At 40.5% G+C, this 23,466-nt stretch carries 41 protein-coding genes; 2 read left to right on the top strand and 39 right to left on the bottom strand.

The annotated features are described in order from the left end of the window. Window positions 1-328: 328 nt before the first annotated feature. The gene (locus ACH8E3_RS12580) at window positions 329-559 is read right to left on the bottom strand and encodes a hypothetical protein (protein ID WP_458632986.1); all 231 of its coding nucleotides are present in this window, start codon (window positions 557-559) and stop codon (window positions 329-331) included. Between the two features lie 118 nt (window positions 560-677). Beyond that, a complete protein-coding gene (locus ACH8E3_RS12575) occupies window positions 678-1,295 on the bottom strand; it encodes a stage II sporulation protein M (RefSeq protein WP_458632985.1) in 618 nt (205 codons plus the stop codon). A 136-nt stretch (window positions 1,296-1,431) separates the two neighbouring features. Between ACH8E3_RS12575 and pdaB the strand changes: the two genes are divergently transcribed. Beyond that, a complete protein-coding gene (gene pdaB, locus ACH8E3_RS12570; RefSeq protein ID WP_458632984.1) occupies window positions 1,432-2,238 on the top strand; it encodes a polysaccharide deacetylase family sporulation protein PdaB in 807 nt (268 codons plus the stop codon). Between the two features lie 21 nt (window positions 2,239-2,259). Here the strand turns inward: pdaB and ACH8E3_RS12565 are convergent, their stop codons facing one another. Continuing rightward, complete coding sequence (locus ACH8E3_RS12565; RefSeq protein WP_458632983.1) at window positions 2,260-2,859, bottom strand: KinB-signaling pathway activation protein; 600 nt, start codon at window positions 2,857-2,859, stop codon at window positions 2,260-2,262. Window positions 2,860-2,985: 126 nt separating this feature from the next. On the opposite strand from ACH8E3_RS12565, the gene gerD reads away from it, so the two are divergent. Next, a complete protein-coding gene (gene gerD, locus ACH8E3_RS12560) occupies window positions 2,986-3,675 on the top strand; it encodes a spore germination lipoprotein GerD (protein WP_458632982.1) in 690 nt (229 codons plus the stop codon). Between the two features lie 73 nt (window positions 3,676-3,748). Here gerD and ACH8E3_RS12555 read toward each other — a convergent pair whose 3' ends face one another. The 36 genes from ACH8E3_RS12555 to rplD all read right to left on the bottom strand — a co-directional run bounded on the left by ACH8E3_RS12555 (window position 3,749) and on the right by rplD (window position 23,443). After that, the gene (locus ACH8E3_RS12555) at window positions 3,749-4,849 is read right to left on the bottom strand and encodes an Mrp/NBP35 family ATP-binding protein (RefSeq protein ID WP_458632981.1); all 1,101 of its coding nucleotides are present in this window, start codon (window positions 4,847-4,849) and stop codon (window positions 3,749-3,751) included. Between the two features lie 56 nt (window positions 4,850-4,905). Then, window positions 4,906-5,670, bottom strand: a complete 765-nt coding sequence (cwlD, locus tag ACH8E3_RS12550) for an N-acetylmuramoyl-L-alanine amidase CwlD (protein ID WP_458632991.1) — start codon at window positions 5,668-5,670, stop codon at window positions 4,906-4,908. A gap of 71 nt (window positions 5,671-5,741) precedes the next feature. Beyond that, window positions 5,742-6,911, bottom strand: a complete 1,170-nt coding sequence (gene sat / locus ACH8E3_RS12545) for a sulfate adenylyltransferase (RefSeq protein ID WP_458632980.1) — start codon at window positions 6,909-6,911, stop codon at window positions 5,742-5,744. A 31-nt stretch (window positions 6,912-6,942) separates the two neighbouring features. Further along, window positions 6,943-7,635 carry a phosphoadenylyl-sulfate reductase gene (locus tag ACH8E3_RS12540; protein WP_458632990.1) on the bottom strand — a complete coding sequence of 231 codons (693 nt, stop codon included), beginning with the start codon at window positions 7,633-7,635 and terminating at the stop codon, window positions 6,943-6,945. Between the two features lie 192 nt (window positions 7,636-7,827). Continuing rightward, window positions 7,828-8,220 (bottom strand): 30S ribosomal protein S9, encoded by a 393-nt coding sequence (rpsI, locus tag ACH8E3_RS12535; RefSeq protein ID WP_458632979.1) that lies wholly within the window; start codon window positions 8,218-8,220, stop codon window positions 7,828-7,830. A 20-nt stretch (window positions 8,221-8,240) separates the two neighbouring features. Beyond that, the gene (rplM, locus tag ACH8E3_RS12530) at window positions 8,241-8,678 is read right to left on the bottom strand and encodes a 50S ribosomal protein L13 (RefSeq protein WP_458632978.1); all 438 of its coding nucleotides are present in this window, start codon (window positions 8,676-8,678) and stop codon (window positions 8,241-8,243) included. Window positions 8,679-8,880: 202 nt separating this feature from the next. After that, window positions 8,881-9,651, bottom strand: coding sequence for a tRNA pseudouridine(38-40) synthase TruA (truA, locus tag ACH8E3_RS12525; RefSeq protein WP_458632989.1), 771 nt, complete (start codon window positions 9,649-9,651; stop codon window positions 8,881-8,883). A 150-nt stretch (window positions 9,652-9,801) separates the two neighbouring features. Next, window positions 9,802-10,167, bottom strand: coding sequence for a 50S ribosomal protein L17 (gene rplQ, locus ACH8E3_RS12520; RefSeq protein WP_458632977.1), 366 nt, complete (start codon window positions 10,165-10,167; stop codon window positions 9,802-9,804). 32 nt (window positions 10,168-10,199) lie between these two features. Then, a complete protein-coding gene (locus ACH8E3_RS12515) occupies window positions 10,200-11,144 on the bottom strand; it encodes a DNA-directed RNA polymerase subunit alpha (protein WP_458632976.1) in 945 nt (314 codons plus the stop codon). Between the two features lie 134 nt (window positions 11,145-11,278). Then, complete coding sequence (gene rpsK, locus ACH8E3_RS12510) at window positions 11,279-11,674, bottom strand: 30S ribosomal protein S11 (RefSeq protein ID WP_068537278.1); 396 nt, start codon at window positions 11,672-11,674, stop codon at window positions 11,279-11,281. A 19-nt stretch (window positions 11,675-11,693) separates the two neighbouring features. Next, complete coding sequence (gene rpsM / locus ACH8E3_RS12505) at window positions 11,694-12,062, bottom strand: 30S ribosomal protein S13 (protein WP_458632975.1); 369 nt, start codon at window positions 12,060-12,062, stop codon at window positions 11,694-11,696. Window positions 12,063-12,081: 19 nt separating this feature from the next. After that, window positions 12,082-12,195 (bottom strand): 50S ribosomal protein L36, encoded by a 114-nt coding sequence (gene rpmJ, locus ACH8E3_RS12500; RefSeq protein WP_438348991.1) that lies wholly within the window; start codon window positions 12,193-12,195, stop codon window positions 12,082-12,084. A 68-nt stretch (window positions 12,196-12,263) separates the two neighbouring features. Beyond that, entirely contained in the window at window positions 12,264-12,479 is a 216-nt protein-coding gene (gene infA / locus ACH8E3_RS12495; RefSeq protein ID WP_068537283.1) for a translation initiation factor IF-1, read from the bottom strand. Between the two features lie 2 nt (window positions 12,480-12,481). Continuing rightward, window positions 12,482-12,790: a KOW motif-containing protein gene (locus tag ACH8E3_RS12490; RefSeq protein ID WP_458632974.1), complete on the bottom strand. Its 309-nt coding sequence runs from the start codon at window positions 12,788-12,790 to the stop codon at window positions 12,482-12,484. A 58-nt stretch (window positions 12,791-12,848) separates the two neighbouring features. Then, window positions 12,849-13,064 carry a hypothetical protein gene (locus ACH8E3_RS12485; protein WP_458632973.1) on the bottom strand — a complete coding sequence of 72 codons (216 nt, stop codon included), beginning with the start codon at window positions 13,062-13,064 and terminating at the stop codon, window positions 12,849-12,851. Window positions 13,065-13,069: 5 nt separating this feature from the next. Further along, window positions 13,070-13,714: an adenylate kinase gene (locus tag ACH8E3_RS12480; RefSeq protein ID WP_458632972.1), complete on the bottom strand. Its 645-nt coding sequence runs from the start codon at window positions 13,712-13,714 to the stop codon at window positions 13,070-13,072. Window positions 13,715-13,753: 39 nt separating this feature from the next. After that, the gene (secY, locus tag ACH8E3_RS12475; RefSeq protein ID WP_458632971.1) at window positions 13,754-15,052 is read right to left on the bottom strand and encodes a preprotein translocase subunit SecY; all 1,299 of its coding nucleotides are present in this window, start codon (window positions 15,050-15,052) and stop codon (window positions 13,754-13,756) included. After that, window positions 15,053-15,493, bottom strand: coding sequence for a 50S ribosomal protein L15 (gene rplO / locus ACH8E3_RS12470; protein ID WP_458632970.1), 441 nt, complete (start codon window positions 15,491-15,493; stop codon window positions 15,053-15,055). Window positions 15,494-15,536: 43 nt separating this feature from the next. Next, window positions 15,537-15,722: a 50S ribosomal protein L30 gene (rpmD, locus tag ACH8E3_RS12465; RefSeq protein WP_458632969.1), complete on the bottom strand. Its 186-nt coding sequence runs from the start codon at window positions 15,720-15,722 to the stop codon at window positions 15,537-15,539. Between the two features lie 12 nt (window positions 15,723-15,734). Further along, window positions 15,735-16,232, bottom strand: a complete 498-nt coding sequence (rpsE, locus tag ACH8E3_RS12460) for a 30S ribosomal protein S5 (protein WP_458632968.1) — start codon at window positions 16,230-16,232, stop codon at window positions 15,735-15,737. Window positions 16,233-16,260: 28 nt separating this feature from the next. Beyond that, on the bottom strand, window positions 16,261-16,629 hold the full coding sequence (gene rplR, locus ACH8E3_RS12455; RefSeq protein WP_458632967.1) for a 50S ribosomal protein L18: 369 nt from the start codon (window positions 16,627-16,629) through the stop codon (window positions 16,261-16,263). Window positions 16,630-16,712: 83 nt separating this feature from the next. Then, window positions 16,713-17,255, bottom strand: a complete 543-nt coding sequence (rplF, locus tag ACH8E3_RS12450; protein ID WP_458632966.1) for a 50S ribosomal protein L6 — start codon at window positions 17,253-17,255, stop codon at window positions 16,713-16,715. Window positions 17,256-17,287: 32 nt separating this feature from the next. After that, window positions 17,288-17,686 carry a 30S ribosomal protein S8 gene (gene rpsH / locus ACH8E3_RS12445; protein ID WP_458632965.1) on the bottom strand — a complete coding sequence of 133 codons (399 nt, stop codon included), beginning with the start codon at window positions 17,684-17,686 and terminating at the stop codon, window positions 17,288-17,290. Window positions 17,687-17,717: 31 nt separating this feature from the next. Then, window positions 17,718-17,903: a type Z 30S ribosomal protein S14 gene (locus ACH8E3_RS12440; protein WP_068591169.1), complete on the bottom strand. Its 186-nt coding sequence runs from the start codon at window positions 17,901-17,903 to the stop codon at window positions 17,718-17,720. A 47-nt stretch (window positions 17,904-17,950) separates the two neighbouring features. Beyond that, on the bottom strand, window positions 17,951-18,493 hold the full coding sequence (gene rplE, locus ACH8E3_RS12435) for a 50S ribosomal protein L5 (protein ID WP_458632964.1): 543 nt from the start codon (window positions 18,491-18,493) through the stop codon (window positions 17,951-17,953). A 31-nt stretch (window positions 18,494-18,524) separates the two neighbouring features. Next, complete coding sequence (gene rplX, locus ACH8E3_RS12430; protein ID WP_458632963.1) at window positions 18,525-18,878, bottom strand: 50S ribosomal protein L24; 354 nt, start codon at window positions 18,876-18,878, stop codon at window positions 18,525-18,527. A 52-nt stretch (window positions 18,879-18,930) separates the two neighbouring features. Next, on the bottom strand, window positions 18,931-19,299 hold the full coding sequence (rplN, locus tag ACH8E3_RS12425) for a 50S ribosomal protein L14 (protein ID WP_458632962.1): 369 nt from the start codon (window positions 19,297-19,299) through the stop codon (window positions 18,931-18,933). A gap of 36 nt (window positions 19,300-19,335) precedes the next feature. Further along, window positions 19,336-19,602, bottom strand: a complete 267-nt coding sequence (gene rpsQ, locus ACH8E3_RS12420) for a 30S ribosomal protein S17 (RefSeq protein ID WP_438348977.1) — start codon at window positions 19,600-19,602, stop codon at window positions 19,336-19,338. Window positions 19,603-19,646: 44 nt separating this feature from the next. Beyond that, window positions 19,647-19,844 (bottom strand): 50S ribosomal protein L29, encoded by a 198-nt coding sequence (gene rpmC / locus ACH8E3_RS12415; RefSeq protein WP_458632961.1) that lies wholly within the window; start codon window positions 19,842-19,844, stop codon window positions 19,647-19,649. Then, window positions 19,834-20,268: a 50S ribosomal protein L16 gene (gene rplP, locus ACH8E3_RS12410; protein ID WP_458632960.1), complete on the bottom strand. Its 435-nt coding sequence runs from the start codon at window positions 20,266-20,268 to the stop codon at window positions 19,834-19,836. Before rplP ends, rpmC begins: the two co-directional genes overlap by 11 nt. A 2-nt stretch (window positions 20,269-20,270) precedes the next feature. Beyond that, window positions 20,271-20,936: a 30S ribosomal protein S3 gene (gene rpsC, locus ACH8E3_RS12405; protein WP_458632959.1), complete on the bottom strand. Its 666-nt coding sequence runs from the start codon at window positions 20,934-20,936 to the stop codon at window positions 20,271-20,273. Between the two features lie 14 nt (window positions 20,937-20,950). Further along, window positions 20,951-21,283 (bottom strand): 50S ribosomal protein L22, encoded by a 333-nt coding sequence (rplV, locus tag ACH8E3_RS12400; RefSeq protein ID WP_458632958.1) that lies wholly within the window; start codon window positions 21,281-21,283, stop codon window positions 20,951-20,953. A 33-nt stretch (window positions 21,284-21,316) separates the two neighbouring features. Then, window positions 21,317-21,595, bottom strand: coding sequence for a 30S ribosomal protein S19 (rpsS, locus tag ACH8E3_RS12395; protein WP_458632957.1), 279 nt, complete (start codon window positions 21,593-21,595; stop codon window positions 21,317-21,319). A 70-nt stretch (window positions 21,596-21,665) separates the two neighbouring features. Further along, window positions 21,666-22,496 (bottom strand): 50S ribosomal protein L2, encoded by an 831-nt coding sequence (gene rplB, locus ACH8E3_RS12390; protein WP_458632956.1) that lies wholly within the window; start codon window positions 22,494-22,496, stop codon window positions 21,666-21,668. A 30-nt stretch (window positions 22,497-22,526) separates the two neighbouring features. Next, a complete protein-coding gene (rplW, locus tag ACH8E3_RS12385; protein WP_458632955.1) occupies window positions 22,527-22,820 on the bottom strand; it encodes a 50S ribosomal protein L23 in 294 nt (97 codons plus the stop codon). Then, window positions 22,820-23,443 (bottom strand): 50S ribosomal protein L4, encoded by a 624-nt coding sequence (gene rplD, locus ACH8E3_RS12380; RefSeq protein ID WP_458632954.1) that lies wholly within the window; start codon window positions 23,441-23,443, stop codon window positions 22,820-22,822. Before rplD ends, rplW begins: the two co-directional genes overlap by 1 nt. Between the last annotated feature and the right edge of the window lie 23 nt (window positions 23,444-23,466).

The following is a 23,466-nucleotide window of genomic DNA, read 5'->3' as shown; positions in this document are numbered from 1 at the left end:
TGAAAAGAGCGATTCGCTCATTTTGAAACAAACTGACGAGAATTATTCATTCTCAATCAAATGATTTCTCATTTGTTTTGTTCTCACTTTCGTAAGAACCACTCACTCGTTGTTCAGTTTTCAAAGATCAATTTCTCGTTTGTTATTCACCAGTGTGTCTCGGTGACAACTTTTATACTATATCATAATCATTTAATGAATTGCAAGAACTTTTTTGAAGGAATTCTTTAGTTCATTTAAATGAAATATTCTCGCGCCTTATTCAGTAGAAAAGGACGCGAGAACTAATTTATCATATTTCAAACTGTTTAGTCAATAGCTTTTACAATTAATTTTTAATTTCTGAGAATCGGCTATTACGTGCATACTTGGACAGTTCCTTTTGAGGTGCAAATCTTGCATACATCTTAAACACTACCTTATATCTTTTTGCAATGGATTGTCTTATTTCCCGGTCTAATCTTTTATCATCTAAATCCATTAGCATTTCATCTAACTCCTTACGAATCACATAATCTAATTCTTTGCACTCTTTATCATTAAACAGCATTCCCAGCATATTGGTTACCTCCTTAGTAAAGTCACCGACGGATATATAGTCACTATCCCATCTCGCTTCACATGACCGTGTTACTGTTATGCTCACATATTGGCAAAATTATGAATCATTTGTATTTTTATTTTTGCATCAGCCAGAATGTAAATGTACTTTCAATTATTGCAGCTACGAATAAGGATATTACAATCCACATCGAAATTGGTCCGACTCTTTTGAAAAACGTACGCCATTCTAATCCGTGACTATCCCGCTTCTCCCTATTCCATGTCAGTAATCTACGCCACACCATCATTCCAAGTCTTAATCCAAATGCACATGCAATAATTATAATCGGTATCTCAATGATCCCGTGCGGCAATAATCCTTTCACAATTACATCGAACATGTTCTCCCCTTGAAGCGATAAGTGGTGCACTAGATATCCGAGGACCATACCATTGATCATTAGGAATACAATCGGTAATATCCCGAGAAACATACCAAAGAAGATAACTAATACACTTTTAATACTGTTATTCAAAAAAATAAAGACAAAGAAACTCCACTTCGGATGTTCCGATTCACTTAACCCTTCACTAATTGTACGAATACCCTCAATTTGTTGATTCATGAAATCTGCAATCGATTCCGTTCCTAACCATCCAATGAGTATACCCAAGCAAAATATTAGACTTGAAACCATGACCGTTCTTCGAATCATAGCAATATCTTTCATAAACGTTGAAAAACGAAACATTTAATCGATCCCCTTAGAGTTTTTTTAAAAAAAACTTACTTCGAAAGCATTCACATAATTTAGTAATAACTATTTCGTACGAGCATACAATTTGTAGTATACAAGCTTTCATGCAGGGAAGGGGCGGATTAATCGAATGAACTCATTTTTTTATGTATTTAGCTGGAAGAAGATCAAAAGGTTATTGTTAATCAGTGCAACGGCTATATTTGCACTTGGGGTTGTCTATATTGAGCGTGATCAAATCACGGTTTTCTCAGAGAGCGCACCATCAGCCATTTATAGTGTACCTACAAGCAAGAAGTTAATCGCTTTAACGTTCGATATTAGCTGGGGCGATACTAGACCTGGACCCATTATACAAATCCTAAAAGATAAAAAGGTCCAAAACACAACCTTCTTTCTTTCGTCACCTTGGAGTAAGAGTCATCCAGATATCGTCAAGAGTATTAAAGACAGCGGTTTTGAGATCGGCAACCACGGCCACAAGCATGTGAATTACACAACACTCAGTGATGATGAGATTCGCAATCAACTTACTATATCTAATTCTATGTTAACCGATTTGATAGGTCGCGAACCAACTCTACTCCGTTTACCCAATGGCGATTTTGATAAAAGAGTGTTACGTATTGCCGAGAGTATGAATTATAAAGTCATTCAGTGGGACACCGATTCATTGGATTGGAAAAACATTGGCACACAAAACATCGTGAATCGTGTCATCAAAAAGGCACATCCAGGTGACATTGTATTATTGCATGCAAGTGATTCATCCAAACAAACACACGAAGCTCTTCCTATCATCATTGATGAATTAAGAAAGCAGGGTTATGAATTTGTAACCGTATCTGATCTTATCAACCAGACAAACGCCAAGGGCACAGAGGTAAGAGATCAAGCATTTAACCCCGCGTACTTTGGAAATATGGGCGGCTTTTAAATCCATTTAGAACAAAAAGAGCTAATTCATTAGCTCTTTTTTGCTGTCAACTATACGATGCAGAATAAGTATTTGATATGCATTACATACAAGTAAAGGTATCATGATAAGGAATGTCGCATTATCAACATTAATCTTAAGTCCACCTGCAATTTCTATAATCGTAATCCCAATCATAAAGAACATCGTTGGAATCCATGCTGACGTATTCGTTAATCTTGCTTTGACGAATGCCGTTATTAGGGCAGCCACTAGAATAACGATTGCCAGAATGTAATCTGTCGACTTTCCATCTACTCCCCCTACAAACATACGGAAGAAAATTAACTCCAGCAAAGCCAACACAGTCAGAATAATCTGTATGTACTTCCAGCCTCTTTTTGAAAAGACGCCGTTACCCATATAATTTAGAATTAAATATGCAAAAAAACCTAATTGCGAGTAAATACTGGCAAGCACGCCATATCCGAACAGAATCACAACATAAACAACAAAATCTTTAAATCCATTAAAGTTAATCCCACCATTTATAAAGCCCAACACCGCACCTGTAATCAAGGATGCTATCGCACCAATGAGAGACGCTTGCCAAATCAATCTGAACCATTTCCTCAAAGTCACTAACTCACCCCCTAAGTTTGTATTGTACCAACGTTTATTACAAAAAACCATTGTCTCTTGAACATATTTCTTTGTACAACTCCACATACTACTCATAGTATTCTTACGCTAAGGAGGACAACACAAATGAAATCAATGCATATTCGACTTTTTGTAATCATTATCGTTCTTGTGACTGTGCTAACAGCCTGTGGTTCTGACAGTAGTAGCTCTTCTGCTCCTATGGGTTATAAAGAAATGAAATCAATGGTCGTAGATATTCTTAAAAGCGATGATGGCAAGAAAGCTGTTGAAGAAGCACTCAGCTCTCCTAGCTCTGGTAGTGGTGGCTCAGGAGATGGCGTGTTAAGTATGAAAATGTTATCATCCAGCTCTTCCGAAGATATACGAATGGCTGTGAAAGACACGATGACATCACCTGAGTATTCAAAAGTAATTGAGAAGATCATGACTGATCCTAAATTCGCTGGGGACTTCGCCAAAGCAATCAATTCACAAAGTAAGAAACTTCATTTGGAATTAATCAAAGATCCAACGTACCAAAAATCAGTCTCAGACATCATGAAAACACCCGAGATCTCGAAAATGTTCTTGGATCTCACGAAGTCATCTGATTTCCGCAAACAAACGATGACCATTATGAGCGAGGCAATGCAGAACCCTTTATTCAAAATGGAAGTGATGGAGCTCCTGAAGTCTGTTGTTCAAACTGAGCTAGAGCCGAAGGAAGACAAAGAAAAGGAATCTGGCAAGGATGCAAAGAAACAAAGCGAGAATAATGATAAGCAAAGTGATAGTGTGATTAGCGGTGAGTAATATATAAGTTCATCCATAACATAAGAAGAGAGCTTCCACATAACTGTGGGAGCTCTCTTCTTATGTTATATTATTATATTTCACATTTTGCAATAATGGATGTTGCAATATCTGTATAGATGCTACCGCTCGTAGTTTCTGGCTTATAGATCGATGGTGAGAAATCAGCTTCTGTAGGAAGATTATTAGGTATCCCCAATGGTATTTGGGCTAATAACTCTGTGTTGAGGGTCTCTGCTAGTCGACCACCCCCACCTCGTCCAAATATGTAATCACGCTTGTTACAGCCTGTACATTCATAATAGGACATATTCTCAATCACACCCAAAATTTCATGATCTGTTTGAATTGCCATTGCACCAGCTCTTGCAGCTACAAAGGCTGCTGTCGCATGAGGGGTAGTGACAATAATCTCTTTACTCTGAGGTAACATTTGGTGTAAATCTAACGCGATATCACCTGTGCCCGGTGGTAAATCAAGCAAGAGGTAGTCCAATTCACCCCAATCCACATCACTTAGGAATTGTCGTAACATTTTACCCAACATCGGACCACGCCATATGACTGGATTGTTCTCTTGTATAAAGAACCCCATCGACATGACTTTCACACCGAACCGTTCCACCGGTATAATAACATCACCTTTTACGACTGGGCCTTCTTCTAACCCCATCATATCCGGAACACTAAAGCCATATATATCGGCATCAATTAGACCCACTCTTTTACCTTGACGAGCTAGAGCAACGGCTAAATTAACTGTAACGGTTGACTTACCAACACCGCCTTTACCACTCGCCACGGCAATGAAGTGGACCCCTGAGTCTTCTTTCATAAGGTCATGATCTTCTAAGCCAGCAGCATGCCCCTTCTTCAAGACGGCTTCATCCTCTTGTGATAGTTCTTCTCCAAAGGCAAGCTTGCGATCATAATCTGTAGCTGCTCGTAAACGGATATGAATATCCTCTACGCCAAATTCCATCAGACGTTCACGTATAATCTTTTCGAGTTCAGCACGATATTCATCGCTATCATCAAGGTATACTGCTGAAAGCGAAACTCGATCATCTTTGATCACAATATCACGGATGAGCTGCAATTCAATCAGACTTTTACCACTAGTAGCCTCAGCAATGGGCTGTAAGATTTCCTGTACACGCTCTCTTGATAACATAACAGCAGCACCTCATCTTCGTATTTTGGTATCTGCATATTATACCATCTCTCCGCTTATTGTGCCGACACCTTTGATTTCTCCCCCGCTGTATAACGTAGAATCCCTTTATATATAGATGCAGCCACTTTACGTTGATACTTATCATCTTTTAACAACATAGCTTCTTCCGTATTGGATAGGAATCCTACTTCAACCAATGCTGAAGGTATCTTCAGCGCTTGTAGTAAATATACCGTGTTCACTGTCTTGGCAATTCGATCTGTATTCTCTAGATTACGTTTCATTTCCTCTTGCATAAGCGCGGCTAATTCCGCATTGTCTGGATGTGTTGGATAAAAGAACACTTGTGCACCTCTCCACCGATTAGATGGAATGCTATTCATATGAATGCTAATAAACATATCGGACTGCTCTTCCTCTATCATTCGTACACGCTTTTTTAGATCTTCTGTCTTTCGCTTCGAATAACCCTTCGTATTTGGCGAAGAAAGATCATAATCGCCTTCCCTTGTCATTTTAACAATTGCACCAGCTTGTTGCAGATAATCACGTAAGTATAGTGTGATAGCCAGATTAATATCCTTTTCAATTACACCTTGACGACTTACAGCTCCGCCATCTGGTCCCCCATGTCCTGCATCTAGTGATATCACCTTACCTGCTAATGGTAAACTCCAATAGTTAGTGACTTGTTTGTCAGGGATTTCATAGGTTGCGATCGCTACAAATACTATGAGTAAGCAAATCCCAAATAATAACCTCTTGATCGTTCTCATCCGTATCCATACCGAAATTGTAACTCGCTTAGGCTTGGACATATACACACAAATACCCCCTGTCCCATATATACTCTTAACATTTATATGGGCGGGGGTGGACAAATAGTACCTTATACGTGAACTTGTTCTGCCATTCCTTCAATAAGAATCTTAGCTACTTCTGGACGAGTGAATTGAGGTGGTGGGCATTGACCGTCACGAAGTAATGCACGTACCTTCGTACCCGATAAGGTCAGATGATCTTCTGATGGATGGGGGCAAGTCTTGCTAGAAGCCATGTTGCCACATTTCGTACAAAAGAAACTATGTTCAAAGAATAATGGTGTTATACCTATTTCTTCAGCGGTGAAGTTCTTGAATATTTCTTGTGCTTCATACGTACCATAATAATCACCTACACCTGCATGATCACGACCTACGATAAAATGGGTACAACCATAATTTTTGCGTACTAAAGCATGAAATATAGCTTCTCGTGGTCCAGCATAACGCATAGCAGCTGGAAATACGCCTAATAATGTTCGATCTTCTGGATAATAATGTTTCAAAAGAGCAACATAACTATTCATTCTTACATCTGCAGGAACATCATCTGATTTTGTTTCACCAACTAAAGGATTTAAGAAAAGAGCATCTACTATTTCCATTGCACTCTTTTGAATATATTCATGTGCCCGATGTACTGGATTTCGAGTCTGGAACCCAACTACGCTCTTCCATCCTTTATCCTGAAATAATTGACGTGTTTCTGATGGTATATAATAGTATTCGTTGAACTTAGATGGCACTGGTCTATTTAATAATTGTATAGAGCCACCCACATAGGTTGTAGAACGTTCAAATAACTTGTTAACTCCTGGATGTTCTGTATCATTCGTTCCAAAAACGTGAATTGCCTCTTGCGCATGATCCACTTCGTAAATGCTCTGGATCTCAAGTGTAGCGTATAGAATTCCGTCCTCTACACCTACTAGTGCAACTTGTTCATCCACCTTCAACTCTGATGCTTGTATGGGATCAATAACTAAGGTAATCGGTATGCTCCATACTGTGCCATCTGCAAGCCTCATTGTAGAAAGAACTGATTTATAATCCTCTTCATTTAGAAACCCCGTAATAGGTGAAAAAGCACCAACAGCAATTAGATCCAAATCGGAAATGGTCCATGCATTAATAGCAATTTGCTTGAATTGTTGTGCATCCTGCAATAATCTTTCTCTTTCTTCACCTTGTACAACTCGCTGAACTAACTTTCCACCGTGGGGTAGTATCTTTGTCATGTGTATCCTCCTTATTTATATATAACGAATATTATTTATGAAGTCCACATTCCGTCTTGTCATTTCCAGCCCAGCGTCCAGCACGAGCATCTTCACCCGGCATAACTTGACGCGTGCAATATTCACAACCAATGCTTGGATAGTTCTGATCATGCAGTGGGTTATAAGTAACATTATGCTTACGGATATAATCCCACACATCCTCACTACTCCAAGAGGCAATCGGATTGAATTTAACCAAACCGAACTTCGTATCATATTCCACCTTTTTACTATTAGCACGCGTTGGTGCTTGATCTCTTCTAATTCCTGTGATCCATGCATCATAACTAGTAAGGATACGAGTTAAGGGCTCTACCTTACGTATGTTACAGCACGTATTAGGGTCCGTAGACCATAGCGTATCACCGTATTCTAATGCCTGTTCTTCCGGCGTGATCTTTGGGGATACACGTACAAATTTCATGCCATATTTCTCAATCATGATATCTCTTATCTGATATGTTTCTTTGAAATGAAAATCTGTATCTAGATAAAACACATCAGTGGATGGACTAATCTTCTGGACCATATCCACTAATACAACATCTTCAGCTCCAAAACTACATGCGAACGTAATATTAGGAAATGTTTCTATAGCCCAACTTATTACTTCTTCAGGTGTTGCATGTTCAAATTCAATCGCTTTCTCAGAAATAAGTTGTTCCTTTTCTAACAAATTCATCATTCCATCTCCCCTCAAATCAAGCAACATTTAATCCCAACTAATTTCATATGAATTATATACTATTATAAGTAGTTTTCCATCTTTGTCAATATAATAGTTGTGATCTCAGTAATGCAACATATTAAAAACACAAAAAAGCCCTTGACCAATATAGGCCAAGGGCTTGATATACTTGATAAGCAAGTAATATTAACGCTTTGAGAACTGAGGAGCACGACGTGCTGCTTTAAGTCCGTATTTCTTACGTTCCTTCATACGTGGATCACGTGTTAGGAATCCAGCTTTCTTAAGTGATGAGCGTAGCTCAGGATCTACTTTAAGCAATGCACGAGAAATACCGTGACGGATTGCTCCAGCTTGACCTGATGTACCTCCACCATGAGCAAGTACGAGGATATCGTATTTACCTAGTGTTTCAGTTAAGTTAAGTGGTTGTTTCACGATCAATTTAAGTGTTTCTAAACCAAAATATTCATTAATGTCGCGTTTATTAATGACAATGCGTCCTTCACCCGGTATTAAACGTACACGTGCTACCGAATGTTTACGACGACCTGTCCCATAGTATTGTACTTGTGCCATGAAACTGTCCTCCTTTCAAATTAGCCGCGAAGTTCGTAAACTTCTGGATTTTGTGCTGCGTGCGGATGATCCGTACCAGCATATACTTTAAGTCTCAATTGCATCTTGTCGCCCATACGAGTCTTAGGAATCATACCTTTAACGGCTGCTTCAATAATACGCTCTGGGAATGTCTTAAGCATATCTTGAGCTGTCGTTACTTTCAAACCACTCATGTGTTGTGAGTGACGGTAGTATTTCTTGTCCGACCATTTTCTTCCTGTCAAATGAATCTTCTCAGCATTGATTACGATAACGAAATCGCCAGTATCAACGTGTGTTGTGAATTGTGGCTTGTGCTTGCCGCGAATTAGAGCAGCAACTTCTGTTGCCAAACGACCAAGCGTTTTACCATCGGCATCAACGATGTGCCAATTGCGCTCTACTTCATTCGGCTTAGCCATGTAGGTGGTACGCATAAATATTTCCTCCTTGTTTTCGTCCTAGAATCAAATATATTTCATTTATCTTCGATCATAGTAGTTAGTTGATTGTAATTATTAAATTTCATTAAACTGTGGATATCTTATTTGGGGCTGTGGGAAAGCCATTAAGAAAACACAATTATTATTGTACAGCATCCATCAACAAATCGCAAGTGATTTACAAAGTTTTATTCCATCAATTATTGTAATCTACATGCCATAACATAAGGCCTTTCCCTTCCGCAGTTGGTCCAGCTTGCGAACGATCTAAAGCTGCAATAATTGCTGGAATATCCTGAGGAGATTTCTTGCCTTCTCCAACCTCTAGAAGCGTTCCCATCATGATACGAACCATATGCTGTAAGAAGCCATCTCCAGTAACGTATGTATGAATTACGCCTTGATCCCTAGATGAAGTTCGTGACAATGATTCATCCACTTCAATATAAGCGTCAAACAATGTTCGAATATGAGATGTCTTTGTAGAACCACTGGAAGCAAATGATGAGAAATCAAATGTTCCAATGAAATATTTGATAGCTTTCTTCATCGCCTCAATATCCAATCTCCCATGATGGTGAAATTGAGTATTACGGCAAAATACATCGATATATTGATTTGCATTTACGGTGTAACGATACGTCTTACGTTTAGCACAATGACGGGAATGAAAGAATTCAGATACTTCACTGGCTTTTGTGATAACGATATCTTCAGGTAATCGCGTGTTGAGAGCCATCGCCCAACGTTCTACTGGAATGCTAGAGGTTATATGGAAATTAAATACCTGATCATAGGCATGTACTCCAGCATCCGTACGGCCAGATGCGATAATCTTCACATCTTCACCACATAGGGACTTAATCGCTTTCTCGATCTGATCCTGAATCGTTCTCCCATCTACCTGTGTCTGAAAACCATTGTATCGTGTTCCATCGTAACTGACCTGCATGCATAAATTGCGCAGTTACATCACCCCATTAACTCCTGCGAATCGAACACTTTCATATCATTTAAAAAGGAAGCCCCTTTCGGAGCTTCCTTTTTCCGAAATGAAGTGAAAAAAGGGTTAGTACAGAATCTGTGGTTCTGCTTACCCTTTCTACATTTCGATAGTTTACGCGCGGTCTACTAATTCTAGATAAACCATGGATGCTGCGTCACCACGACGAGGTCCTAGTTTTAAGATACGTGTGTATCCACCTGGACGCCCAGAATAACGAGGTGCTAAATCACTAAACAATTTCTGAATAGCATCTTGCTCGCCATCCAATGTTTCACGACGAACAAATGCTGCAACTTGACGACGTGAATGAAGATCGCCCTTTTTAGCTTTAGTGATTAACTTTTCAGCTATGGAGCGTACCTCTTTCGCTTTCGCTTCCGTTGTTTGGATACGTTCGTATAAGAATAGATCCGTTACTAGATCACGAAATAGTGCTTTACGTGCACTAGCATCGCGGCCCAACTTTTGGTATGCCATGTTTTTCCCTCCTTCACTAACGATCTAAGAAGCTATTCTTCTGTCCGAAGTCCTAAGCCTAGTTCCTCGAGCTTCTCTTGTACTTCTTCCAAAGACTTGCGACCCAAGTTACGGACCTTCATCATGTCTTCTTCAGATTTAGTTGTAAGTTCTTGTACTGTATTAATACCAGCACGTTTGAGACAGTTATATGAACGAACGGATAGATCAAGTTCCTCAATCGTCATCTCAAGAACTTTTTCTTTTTTATCTTCTTCTTTTTCGACCATAATTTCAGCATCTTTCGCTTCGTCAGTTAGACCAACGAACAACATCAAATGCTCGGTCAATACTTTAGCTCCAAGACTCACTGCTTCTTCTGGTCTAATGCTTCCATCCGTCCAGATTTCCATTGTAAGCTTGTCATAATTCGTAACTTGCCCAACCCGAGTATTCTCTACGCCATAATTGACACGAGAAATCGGTGTGTAGATAGAATCAATCGGAATGACACCAATGGGTTGGTCATCACGCTTGTTCTTATCTGCTGTAACATAGCCACGACCACGACTAGCAAAAATACGCATATGAAGTCTAGCGCCAGGATTTAATGTTGCAATATGAAGTTCCGGATTAAGGATCTCCACATCACTATCGGCACGAATATCAGCTGCTGTAATTACTCCTTCACCTTCTGCATCAATCTCGAACACTTTCTCTTCGTCAGAATGAATTTTAAGGGATAGAGCTTTTAAATTCAGAATAATCTCCGTTACATCTTCCATTACTCCTGGAACTGTTGAGAATTCATGCAGAACTCCATCAATCTGAACAGAGTTGACGGCTGCACCAGGCAAGGATGACAGCAAGATCCGGCGAAGTGAATTCCCCAAGGTCTGCCCGTACCCTCGTTCTAGTGGCTCTACTACGAACTTACCATAGTTACCATCTTCATTTACGTCAATGGTCTCAATCTTTGGCTTTTCGATTTCAATCACGCATGTACCCTCCTTCAAACGTCGCTCCTATATGACCCGGTCACTTTTATCAAACATATCCCAAGTAGTATCCCTAAACAACCATTGTTAGCAGATTGTGCCGGTAATATACCACATTGTTCAGGTTGACTTAATTAGACACGACGACGTTTAGGTGGGCGGCAACCGTTATGTGGAACTGGAGTTACATCCTTAATAAGGTTGACTTCCAGACCAGCGGCTTGTAAAGAGCGAATAGCTGCTTCACGACCAGCACCAGGCCCTTTAACCATAACTTCTACAGATTTCATTCCATGCTCCATTGCTGCTTTAGCTGCAGTTTCAGCAGCCATTTGAGCAGCAAATGGTGTGGATTTACGAGAACCTCTGAATCCAAGCCCGCCTGAGCTTGCCCATGATATTGCATTACCATGTGGATCAGTGATTGTTACGATTGTATTGTTGAACGTGGAACGAATATGAGCCACGCCAGATTCAATATTTTTACGGTCGCGACGTTTAGTACGTACGACTTTTTTTGGTTTTGCCATTGTCTTTTATCCCCCCTTATTATTTCTTCTTATTCGCTACCGTACGACGAGGGCCTTTACGTGTACGTGCATTCGTCTTAGTACGTTGTCCGCGAACCGGCAACCCACGGCGATGACGCACACCACGATAGCAACCAATCTCAACGAGACGTTTAATATTTAAGGAAATTTCACGACGTAGGTCACCTTCAACTTTAACCGTTTTATCGATCGTTTCACGCAATTTGCTGACTTCATCTTCTGTCAAATCTCTGACGCGAGTTTCAGAACTAATGCCTGTTTCTTGTAGAATTTTCTGGGAAGTCGTTTTACCGATTCCGAAAATATAAGTCAAGGCGATCTCAACGCGCTTATCACGTGGCAAATCCACTCCAGCTATACGAGCCATTTTACGCTACACCCCCTTCTTAACCTTGTTTTTGTTTATGTTTCGGATTTTCACAAATCACCATTACTATCCCTTTACGACGAATGACTTTGCATTTTTCGCACATGGGTTTTACAGAAGGTCTTACCTTCATGTTAATTACCTCCCTAAAGTTTTGCGAAGCAAAACTAACTTCGTAAGGATTATCTCAATTGCAACTTACTATTTACGATACGTTATACGACCTTTGGTTAAATCATAAGGTGATAACTGTACGACCACTTTGTCTCCTGTCAGAATACGAATAAAGTGCATCCGTAGCTTTCCTGAAACATGACCCAGTATTTGATGACCATTCTCTAGTTCTACCTTAAATGTTGCATTTGGTAACAACTCAAGAACTGTTCCTTCAACTTCAATAACATCTTCTTTAGCCACAATTAGTCTCCTTTCTCTTCTGCATTTGATTCGGTAGATTGTCTGAACTTCAAGAGCGCGTGACGCAGCTTTCCATTCGTAACCCGACCGTTTTCCATTAAACTGTTTGCAATCTCACTGCTAATGTAGGATTGAGACTCCAAATGAAGAAGATTCTTCTTCTTCGCTTGGTCAAACTTTCGTTTGTTCCCATCCGCGATATAGACGAACTTGTTATCGTCATGAGAGATAACTACCGCTAACTGACCGGCATCTTTACCTCTTAATATCTTCACAATCTGACCAGTATGCGGTACGGATCGGTCGTTCATAGATCATCACCAGCCACTTTAGTTTTATGTGAAAAGCCACGATATTGCGCTCTTGTGTCTAACATAACAATGTGATTTCGTTTAATTTGCGTATAGCGGTGGATCCAGAGACTAAGACCGAAGTGTAAATGCTAGTAAGAAGACCATAGTAGACCATATAGGTTGGTTCCAATGTTACATTGTGAAAGTACTGGTCAACAAGTTGAATTGTAGCTACAACAGGTCTTGCTCCATTCATTAGCCCAAGTTCCGTTTCGGACCCACTAATGATCATTACAACTAACCTCGCAATATGGATACGATATCAGTTGTTACCGTATCTATATTTTGTTCACCATCGATCTGACGCAATAAACTTTTACTCTCATAAAAATCTAGGAGTGGCGCTGTTTTGTTGATATATTCATCAAGCCGTTTACCAACACTTTCTTCATTATCATCAGAACGTTGATACAATGGCCCTCCGTCTATATCACATACACCTTCCTGTTTGGACGGGTTAAAGATCACATGATATGTGGCTCCACAGTCCTTACAGATCCGTCTTCCAGTTAAACGTGCCAAAAGCTTGTCACGATCTACCTTCAAGTTAATGACATGATCCAGTTGAGTATTTAAGCCCGATAGAATTTCTTCCAGCGCCTCCGCTTGCGAAAGGGTTCTTGGAAATCCATCCAATAAGAAACCTTTTTCGCAATCGGACTGCTGAAGTCGTTCAGCGACAATCCCAATGGTAACATCATCCGGTACCAATAAGCCTTGATCCATATATTCCTTGGCCTTAACTCCAATGGCTGTCTCCTGCTTTATCGCTAAACGAAATGCATCGCCAGTCGAAATATGAGGAATGCCAAATTCATTTACTACAGCCGCAGCTTGCGTACCTTTACCTGCCCCAGGAGGTCCCATGAAAAGAATGTTCACGATTATCACTCCTATCAAGAATTCCTATTGGATCCAGATCTATTTATTAATAAATCCTTTGTAATGACGTTTGATCAATTGGCTTTCAATTTGCTTCATAGTATCCAGCGCTACACCAATTACGATAAGTAGTGCGGTACCCCCGATTTGAACGGATTTAGGCAATCCAGCCAATGCACCTAAGAATATCGGCATTAATGATACAACTGCGAGGAATATAGCGCCAGTCATGGTCAATCTTGTCATGACTTTAGTTAAATATTTCTCAGTAGCCTTTCCTGGACGAATCCCTGGAATGTATCCACCGTTCTTCTTCATATTCTCAGCCATTTGCTGAGGATTCATCTGTACAAATGTATAGAAGAATGTAAATCCAATAATCATCATAACATAAAGGACCATACCAAGTGGTTTATCATGACTTAAGTTGTTAGTAACCCACTGTGCCCAAATCTGGGTTGACCAGAAGTTTGCAATGATGACTGGAAATTGAAGCAACGAAATTGCGAAAATAACTGGAATTACACCCGCAGCATTAATCTTAAGCGGTATATGTGTGTTCTGACCGCCATACATCTTGTTACCAACAACACGCTTTGCATATTGTACAGGGATCTTACGGATCGCTTGTTGGATATAAATAACTCCAACAACAATCAATAATACGACAAACACAAGAAGGATCGTCTTCAGGGAATTCAAGAATACTTGATTCTCCTGAATGAAAGATGAATTTGCAGTTGAAGTAATATAGTTAGGAATATTGGCCACAATACCCGCGAAGATAAGGATCGAAATCCCGTTACCAATACCCTTTTCCGTAATTTGCTCACCTAACCACATGAGAAAGGCAGTACCCGCAGTCAATACGATAGCAATCAGAAGATATTTCGTAAACGTAGCATTCGGTACCATTTCAGTACCATACATACGGTTAAATCCGATTGACATTGCAAAAGCCTGAATTAATCCCAAGATAATGGTGCCATACCGTGTCAATTGTGCTGACTTTTTCTTACCGTGTTCGCCTTGTTTGGCCCACTCGGCAAGTTTTGGAATTACATCCATAGAGAGCAATTGCACTATGATGGATGCCGTAATATAAGGCGTGATCCCTAGGGCGAAAATCGAGAAGTTCTGAAGTGCGCCGCCAGAGAATGTGTTAAGGAGACCTAACAAATCAGCTCCCGCGTTGTTCGTAGATGCTAAGACGGATTTGTCTACACCAGGTACGGGTACGAAAGTACCAATACGATAGATAAACAGTACGAATAGCGTAAACATGATCCTTTTACGTAGATCTTCAACATGCCAAATATTTTTGATCGTCTTAATCAATTAGATCACCTCGGTTTTACCGCCGGCAGCCTCGATTTTCTCCACCGCAGATTGAGAAAACTTATTCGCTTTGACAGTCAGCTTAATAGTTAATTCGCCGTTGCCTAGAATCTTGATTCCGCTCTTAGCATTTTTCACGATTCCGTTGTCGAACAAAAATTCAGGTGTTACTTCTGTATCTGCCGCAAAGTTGTTAAGATCTTCAATGTTGATAATCGCATATTCTTTACGCGTAGGGTTAGTGAATCCGCGTTTAGGTAAGCGACGATACAACGGGTTTTGTCCACCTTCAAATCCAGGACGGACACCACCGCCAGAACGTGAATTCTGACCTTTATGACCACGACCTGATGTTTTACCCGTACCACTACTTGGACCACGTCCAACACGCTTACGCACTTTAGTAGATCCCGGGGCTGGGGATAGCTCATGTAATTTCATCGTTCGTTGCACCTCCTTATTTACTAGACTAATCTAAGGTGAATTAACCTTCGATTTCTGTTACTGATACCATATGGGACACTTTATTAATCATTCCGCGAATCGCGGGATTGTCGTTATGAACAACAGTTTTGTTGATTTTTTTCAAACCTAGTGTGGTGACAGTCGCACGTTGATCTTCAGGACGACCAATCAAGCTACGGACGAGGGTAATTTGTAATTTTGTCATGACTTTCCCTCCTTAACCGAGCAATTCTTCGACGGATTTGCCGCGTAATTTCGCAACATCCTCAGCGCGTTTTAGTTGGGACAAGCCCTCTAAAGTAGCGTTGACCATATTCATGGAATTCGAAGAACCCAAAGATTTTGTCAAGATATCACCAATTCCAGCAAGTTCAAGTACTGCACGTACAGGACCGCCAGCAATTACTCCAGTACCTTCTGATGCTGGTTTTAACAAAACGCGACCAGCTCCGAAGTGACCCATAACAAGGTGAGGAATAGAAGTTCCAACGATTGGAACAAATATTAGATTTTTCTTAGCGTCTTCAATACCTTTGCGGATCGCATCTGGTACTTCGCCTGCTTTACCGATACCGACGCCAACATAACCTTTGCCATCGCCGACAACTACTAATGCACTGAAACTAAAACGGCGTCCGCCTTTTACAACTTTTGCAACACGATTAATATTTACAACTCTTTCAGACAGTTCTAAAGTATTCGGATCTACACGCAAGTCGTTAACCTCCTTTTTAAAAAATATCTTAGAATTCTAAGCCTGCTTCACGAGCTGCTTCAGCAAGAGCTTGAATCCGTCCATGATACAAGTAACCTCCACGGTCAAACACAACCGAAGAACAACCTTTTTCTTTAGCACGTTTAGCTACCAATTCGCCAACTTTGCGAGCGGACTCTACGTTAGCTCCATTGGTAATTCCTTCACACAATTCTTTATCAACCGTTGATGCAGATGCCAAGGTTACGCCAGCAACATCATCGATTAATTGAGCATAGATATGTTTGGATGAACGGTAGACGTTAAGACGAGGACGTGCAGCTGTTCCAGTAATTTTCTTACGAACACGCAGATGTCTTCTCGTACGAGCCTTGTTCTTATCTTTTTTAATAATCATAAATTCCTTTTCACTCCTTTCAGTTTGCCTTCAAAGCTTCACTGTAAGATGTAAAGGGTAAGTTAAGAAAAAGTTGTAACAACTTATTTCTTCTTACCAGCTTTACCTTCCTTACGGATAATGCGTTCACCTTCGTACTTAATACCTTTACCTTTGTAAGGCTCAGGCTCACGTACTGAACGGATCTTCGCAGCGTAAGCACCTACACGCTCTTTATCGATACCTTTTACAAGGATCTTTGTATTTACAGGTACTTCGAATTCAATACCTGCTTCTGGAGTGATTTCTACTGGGTGAGAGTATCCAACGTTCAATACAATGTTATCCCCAGATTTACTTGCACGATACCCAACGCCTACTAGCTCAAGAGATTTAGTGAATCCTTCAGTTACACCACTAACCATATTTGAGACAACGGTGCGGGTTGTGCCGTGTAGAGAACGATGCATTTTGTTGTCAGATGGACGCTCAACAAGAATCTCATTATTATCTACAGATACTTTCATATCTTTGTGAAGTTCACGAGTTAAAGTTCCTTTAGGTCCTTTAACAGTGATTACAGAACTATCCAATGTGATATCTACACCACTTGGTACTGTGATTGGTTTACGACCAATACGAGACATATGTGTGCACCTCCTTGTCTTGTGACATTATATTACCAAACGTAGCAGATAACTTCTCCGCCAGCTTTTGATTGACGAGCTTCTTTATCAGTCATAATACCTTTTGAAGTAGAAATAATCGCAATACCTAAACCACCGAGAACACGAGGTACTTCTGTACTTTTCGTATAAACACGAAGGCCTGGTTTACTGATTCTCTTCAAACCGGTGATAACGCGTTCGTTATTTTGTCCATATTTTAAGAAAATACGGATAATACCTTGTTTGTTATCAGCGATAACTTCTGCATCACGAATGAAACCTTCACGCTTAAGAATATCAGCGATTTGTTTCTTCATTGTTGAAGCAGGCATTTCTACCGTTTCGTGACGTACTGTATTAGCGTTACGAATACGAGTTAGCATATCTGCAATTGGATCAGACATAGTCATGTGTGTAAACCTCCTTCCCGTTATGGACTTCTTACCAGCTTGCTTTTTTCACGCCAGGAATCTGGCCTGCATGAGCTAATTCACGGAAACAAATTCTGCAAATTTTAAACTTTTGCAGGACCGAGTGTGGACGACCGCATCGTTCGCATCTTGTATATCCACGCACTTTGAACTTAGGCGTACGTTGTTGTTTGACTATCATTGACGTTTTTGCCACTTAGACTGACACCTCCTAATAATTTTCGGAGAAATGGATTTGCGAAATTACTTCGCAAAAGGCATTCCCATTTGAGCGAGCAGCTCGCGGGACTCTTCATCAGTATTCGCTGTCGTTACAATAACGATATCCATACCACGAACCTTATCAATCTTATCATATTCAATCTCAGGGAAGATCAATTGTTCTTTAAGACCAAGTGTGTAGTTACCGCGACCATCAAACGCTTTGCTTGATACGCCGTGGAAGTCACGAACACGAGGAAGAGTAATGCTGAACAATTTATCCAAGAAATAATACATACGCTCACCACGAAGAGTTACTTTTACACCGATCGGCATATTTTCACGCAATTTGAATCCAGCAATGGATTTCTTTGATTTTGTAATAACTGGTTTTTGACCAGAAATCATTTGCATATCACTAACAGCTGCATCAAGAACTTTAGAGTTAGAAACGGCTTCACCAACACCCATGTTGATTACTACCTTTTCAATCTTCGGAACTTGCATAACTGATGTATACTCAAACTTCTGCATCAAAGCAGGTGTTATTTCATTTAAAAAACGTTCTTTTAGTCTTACTGCCATGAGTTACGAACCTCCTTTCTTCACTATTCGATTAGTCTATAACTTCTCCGGATTGTTTCGCTACGCGAACCTTTTTTCCGTTATCCAATACTTTGTATCCGATACGAGTTACTTTTCCGCTCTTAGGATCGATATGCATCACGTTTGACACGTGAATTGCTGCTTCTTGTTCAATGATACCGCCCTGCGGATTAGATTGGTTAGGCTTTTGATGTTTCTTCATCATGTTGACACCTTCAACCAAGACCCGATTGTGACGAGGGTAAGCTGCGATAACACGGCCCTTCTTACCTTTGTCTTTACCGCTTATCACCATAACTGTGTCGTCTTTTTTGACGTGCAGCTTGTTGTTATGCGATTCTAGAACTTTTTTCACTTTTGGCATTTATTACACCTCCTGCGGATTGCTATATCTTGCAAGATAAAGGTTATTTGATTTAGATAACTTCTGGAGCCAAGGAAACGATCTTCATGAAATCTCTGTCGCGAAGTTCACGAGCAACAGGTCCAAAGATACGAGTTCCACGTGGGCTCTTATCGTCTTTAACAATAACTGCTGCATTCTCATCAAACGTGATGTAAGATCCGTCTTTACGACGAACAGTACGCTTTGTACGAACGATAACCGCTCTAACAACGTCACCCTTTTTGACAACGCCGCCTGGTGTTGCTTGTTTGACAGAACATACGATCATATCTCCAATTGCAGCTGTACGACGACCCGTACCTCCTAAAACTCGGATACACATTATTTCTTTTGCTCCAGAGTTGTCGGCTACATGCAAACGTGAAAATGGTTGAATCATTAATATTTCCTCCTTTCGAACAAAAGGTACAAGAGTTTAGATAATAATCGCCTTTTCAACGATTTCAACTAGTCTCCAACGTTTATCCTTAGATAATGGACGTGTTTCCATGATTTTTACGAAATCACCGATTTTTGCAGTATTGTTCTCATCATGCGCTTTAAATTTCTTAGTGTATTTAATACGCTTGTGATACAAGTTATGCTTTTTATGAGTTTCAATAGCGACAACAATTGTTTTATCCATCTTGTCACTAACTACTTTACCGAATTGTACTTTTCGAGCATTGCGTTCCTCACTCATTGTAAGCCTCCTTCCTGAATATAGACAACGACAGTCCGACTCATTTAACTAATTCCAAGTAATCTTTCATGGATAATCGTTTTAGCACGAGCAATTTCTCTACGAACATCACGAATCCGAGTTGGATTGTCAAGCTGGCCAGTAGCCAGTTGAAAACGGAGATTAAAGAGTTCTTCTTTAAATCCGGATATTTTTTGCTCTATCTCAGCGGAGGTTAAGTTGCGAAATTCACTAGCTTTCATTTGCTTCACCACCCACTTCTTCACGTTTCACAAACTTTGTTTTGATTGGTAACTTATGAGCTGCAAGACGCATCGCTTCACGAGCGATATCTTCAGGAACTCCACCAAGTTCGAACATAATCTTACCAGGCTTAACTACTGCTACCCATTTTTCCACGTTACCTTTACCACTACCCATACGAACTTCTAGAGGCTTCTGTGTAACTGGCTTATCCGGGAAAATCTTGATCCACACTTTACCACCGCGCTTGATGTAACGAGTCATAGCGATACGCGCAGCTTCTATTTGACGGTTAGTAATCCATGAAGGCTCAAGAGCTACTAGACCGAATTCACCGAAGTTCAATTCAGTTCCGCCTTTAGCTTGACCTCTCATATGACCGCGTTGTTGCTTGCGGTGTTTTACACGTTTTGGTACCAACATGATTAGTTGCCTCCTTCCTGCACAGCCTGTTTCTTAGCCGCTGGAAGAACCTCTCCACGATAGATCCACACCTTCACTCCGATAAGACCGAAAGTAGTAGCAGCTTCAGCTGTACCATAGTCAATATCAGCACGAAGCGTATGAAGTGGAACAGTTCCTTCGCTGTAGCCTTCTGAACGAGCAATCTCAGCACCGCCAAGACGTCCGCCGACTTGTGTTTTAATCCCTTTCGCACCAGAGCGCATTGTTCTTTGCATAGCTTGTTTCAAAGCACGACGGAATGAAACGCGACGTTCCAATTGTTGTGCAATGCTCTCTGCAACGAGAATAGCATCTAGTTCAGGGTGTTTGATTTCCGATATGTTAATGTGAACTTTCTTACCATCTGCAATTTTAGTAATTTGGCTACGAAGTACTTCTACTTCAGCGCCACCCTTACCAATAACCATACCAGGCTTAGCAGTATGAATAGTAACATTCACTCGATTAGCAGCTCTTTCAATTTCAATATGGGAGACAGCTGAATCTTTTAATTTAGCCTTAACGTAATCACGAATTTTAAAGTCTTCTACCAATAGAGTACCAAAATCCTTGCCTGCGAACCATTTTGATTCCCAGTCACGAATAATACCTACACGCAATCCAATCGGATTTACTTTTTGACCCACTCGTTATCCCTCCCTTATTTTTCAGATACCACCAAAGAAATGTGGCTAGTACGTTTATTTATCTTGCTAGCGCGACCCATCGCACGAGGACGGAAACGTTTCATCGTTGGCCCTTGGTTTACATATACTTCACTAACAAACAATTTGTTAATATCTAGTGAATAATTGTGCTCAGCATTTGCAATCGCTGAGTTCAACAATTTCTCCACAACCGGGGAAGCGGCTTTCGGAGTGTGGCGAAGAATTGCGATTGCATCGCCTACTTGCTTGCCACGAATCAAGTCAACAACCAGTTGAACTTTTCGAGAAGAAATCCGAATAGATTTAGCATGTGCTTTTGCTTCCATTGTTTTACCTCCTCTCAGACAAAGAGCTTAAAATTATCTTCTTGTTTTCTTATCGTCATCCGAATGACTTTTGTAAGTACGAGTTGGAGCGAACTCGCCCAATTTGTGTCCAACCATATCTTCTGTTACATATACTGGAACGTGTTTACGGCCATCATATACACCGAAAGTATGTCCAATGAACTGCGGGAATATAGTGGAACGACGGGACCAAGTCTTAATAACTGCCTTTTTAGTTGATTCTTCCATCACTTCTACCTTTTTCAACAAGTAAGCATCGACGAAAGGTCCTTTTTTTAAACTTCGACTCATATGTGAATCCTCCCTTCATCAAATCTTCTCGTTACTTTCGTACTCTTCACAATGTTATGCACAATGTGCATTACTTCGTGCGGCCACGAACGATATATTTGTCAGAAGCTTTACCTTTTTTACGTGTTTTGTAACCAAGTGTCGGTTTACCCCAAGGTGATAATGGAGATTTGCGACCAATTGGAGCACGTCCTTCACCACCACCGTGTGGGTGATCGTTCGGGTTCATTACTACTCCGCGGACTGTTGGACGTTTGCCCAACCAACGATTACGTCCTGCTTTACCAATCTTAATTAGTTCGTGATCTCCGTTACCCACAGAACCGATTGTAGCACGACAAGTTTTAAGAATGTGACGAACTTCTCCAGAAGACAAACGCACTGTTACGTACTTTTCTTCTTTACCAAGAAGCTGAGCCTCAGTTCCTGCTGCACGAACCAATTGTCCGCCTTTACCTGGTTGTAATTCAATGTTGTGAATTACAGTACCGACTGGAATGTTTCCTAAAGGAAGTGCATTACCAATCTTGATATCAGATGCAGGACCAGATTCGATCACATCTCCAACTTTTAGACCTTGAGGAGCAATAATGTAACGCTTCTCTCCGTCTGCATAATGGATCAAAGCAATATTTGAAGTACGGTTCGGATCGTATTCTATCGTAGCAACGCGACCTGGTATGCCGTCTTTAGTACGTTTGAAGTCCATAATACGGTATTTACGCTTATGACCGCCGCCATGATGACGCACAGTAATTTTACCTTGGTTATTACGTCCAGCATTTTTGAATAGCGGACTCAACAAGGATTTCTCCGGTTCGTTTGTAGTGATCTCTTCAAATGTAGACACTGACATATTTCTTCTAGCCGGCGATGTCGGTTTATACTTTTTAATTGGCATTAAATTTCCCTCCTTACTTTAGCTATTTAATTACTCAGCTGATTCAAAAAACTCTAACGGCTTGCTATCTTTACTTAGCGTTACAATAGCTTTCTTCCATTCTGATCTGTAACCAGAATATTTGCCATGACGCTTGAATTTCTGCGGAACACGCATCGTGTTAACATTAGTAACTTTAACTTTGAAAATAGCTTCAACAGCTTGTTTAATCTCAGTCTTGTTAGAACGAATCTCAACTTCAAATGCGTATTTCATATCATTCATATATTCGGCCGTACGTTCCGTAATAACTGGACGCTTGATCACATCGCGTGGATCCTTCATTACGCGAACACCTCCTCTACCTTCAGAACTGCTTCTTTCGTAATGATCAACTTGTCGTACAATAGTACGTCAAGGACATTAATGCCGTCCGCTGCTACAAATTTCACACCTGGAATGTTACGAGAAGACTTAGCTACTGTATCATCATAATCAGGGGTAACAATTAGCGCTTTACGTTCAACTTTTAAATTATTCAATATCGCTGCGAATTCCTTCGTTTTAGGCGAATTCAATGTCAATGCATCTAGAACGATAATATCATTACTGATCGCTTTTGATGACAATGCAGATTTAATCGCTAAACGACGAACCTTCTTAGGCAACTTGAAAGTATAACTGCGTGGTGTTGGTCCAAATACTACACCGCCGCCTTTCCACTGTGGGGAACGAATTGATCCTTGACGTGCGCGTCCTGTACCTTTTTGTTTCCAAGGCTTACGACCACCACCACGAACTTCAGAACGTCCCTTGACTTTGTGAGTACCACGGCGAGTTGAAGCTCTTTGAAGCAAGACAGCTTGGTTCATAACATGTACATTCGGCTCAATACCGAACACACTGTCACTCAATTCCACTTCTCCAACTTCACTACCGTCAATATTAAAAAGGACTATTTTGGGCATTGTTGTTTCTCCTTTCTACAGGT

This window comes from Paenibacillus sp. CMAA1364 (genome assembly GCF_054373195.1).
Note: the sequence above shows the minus strand (reverse complement) of the source record. Positions and strands in the feature narration are given on the sequence as shown.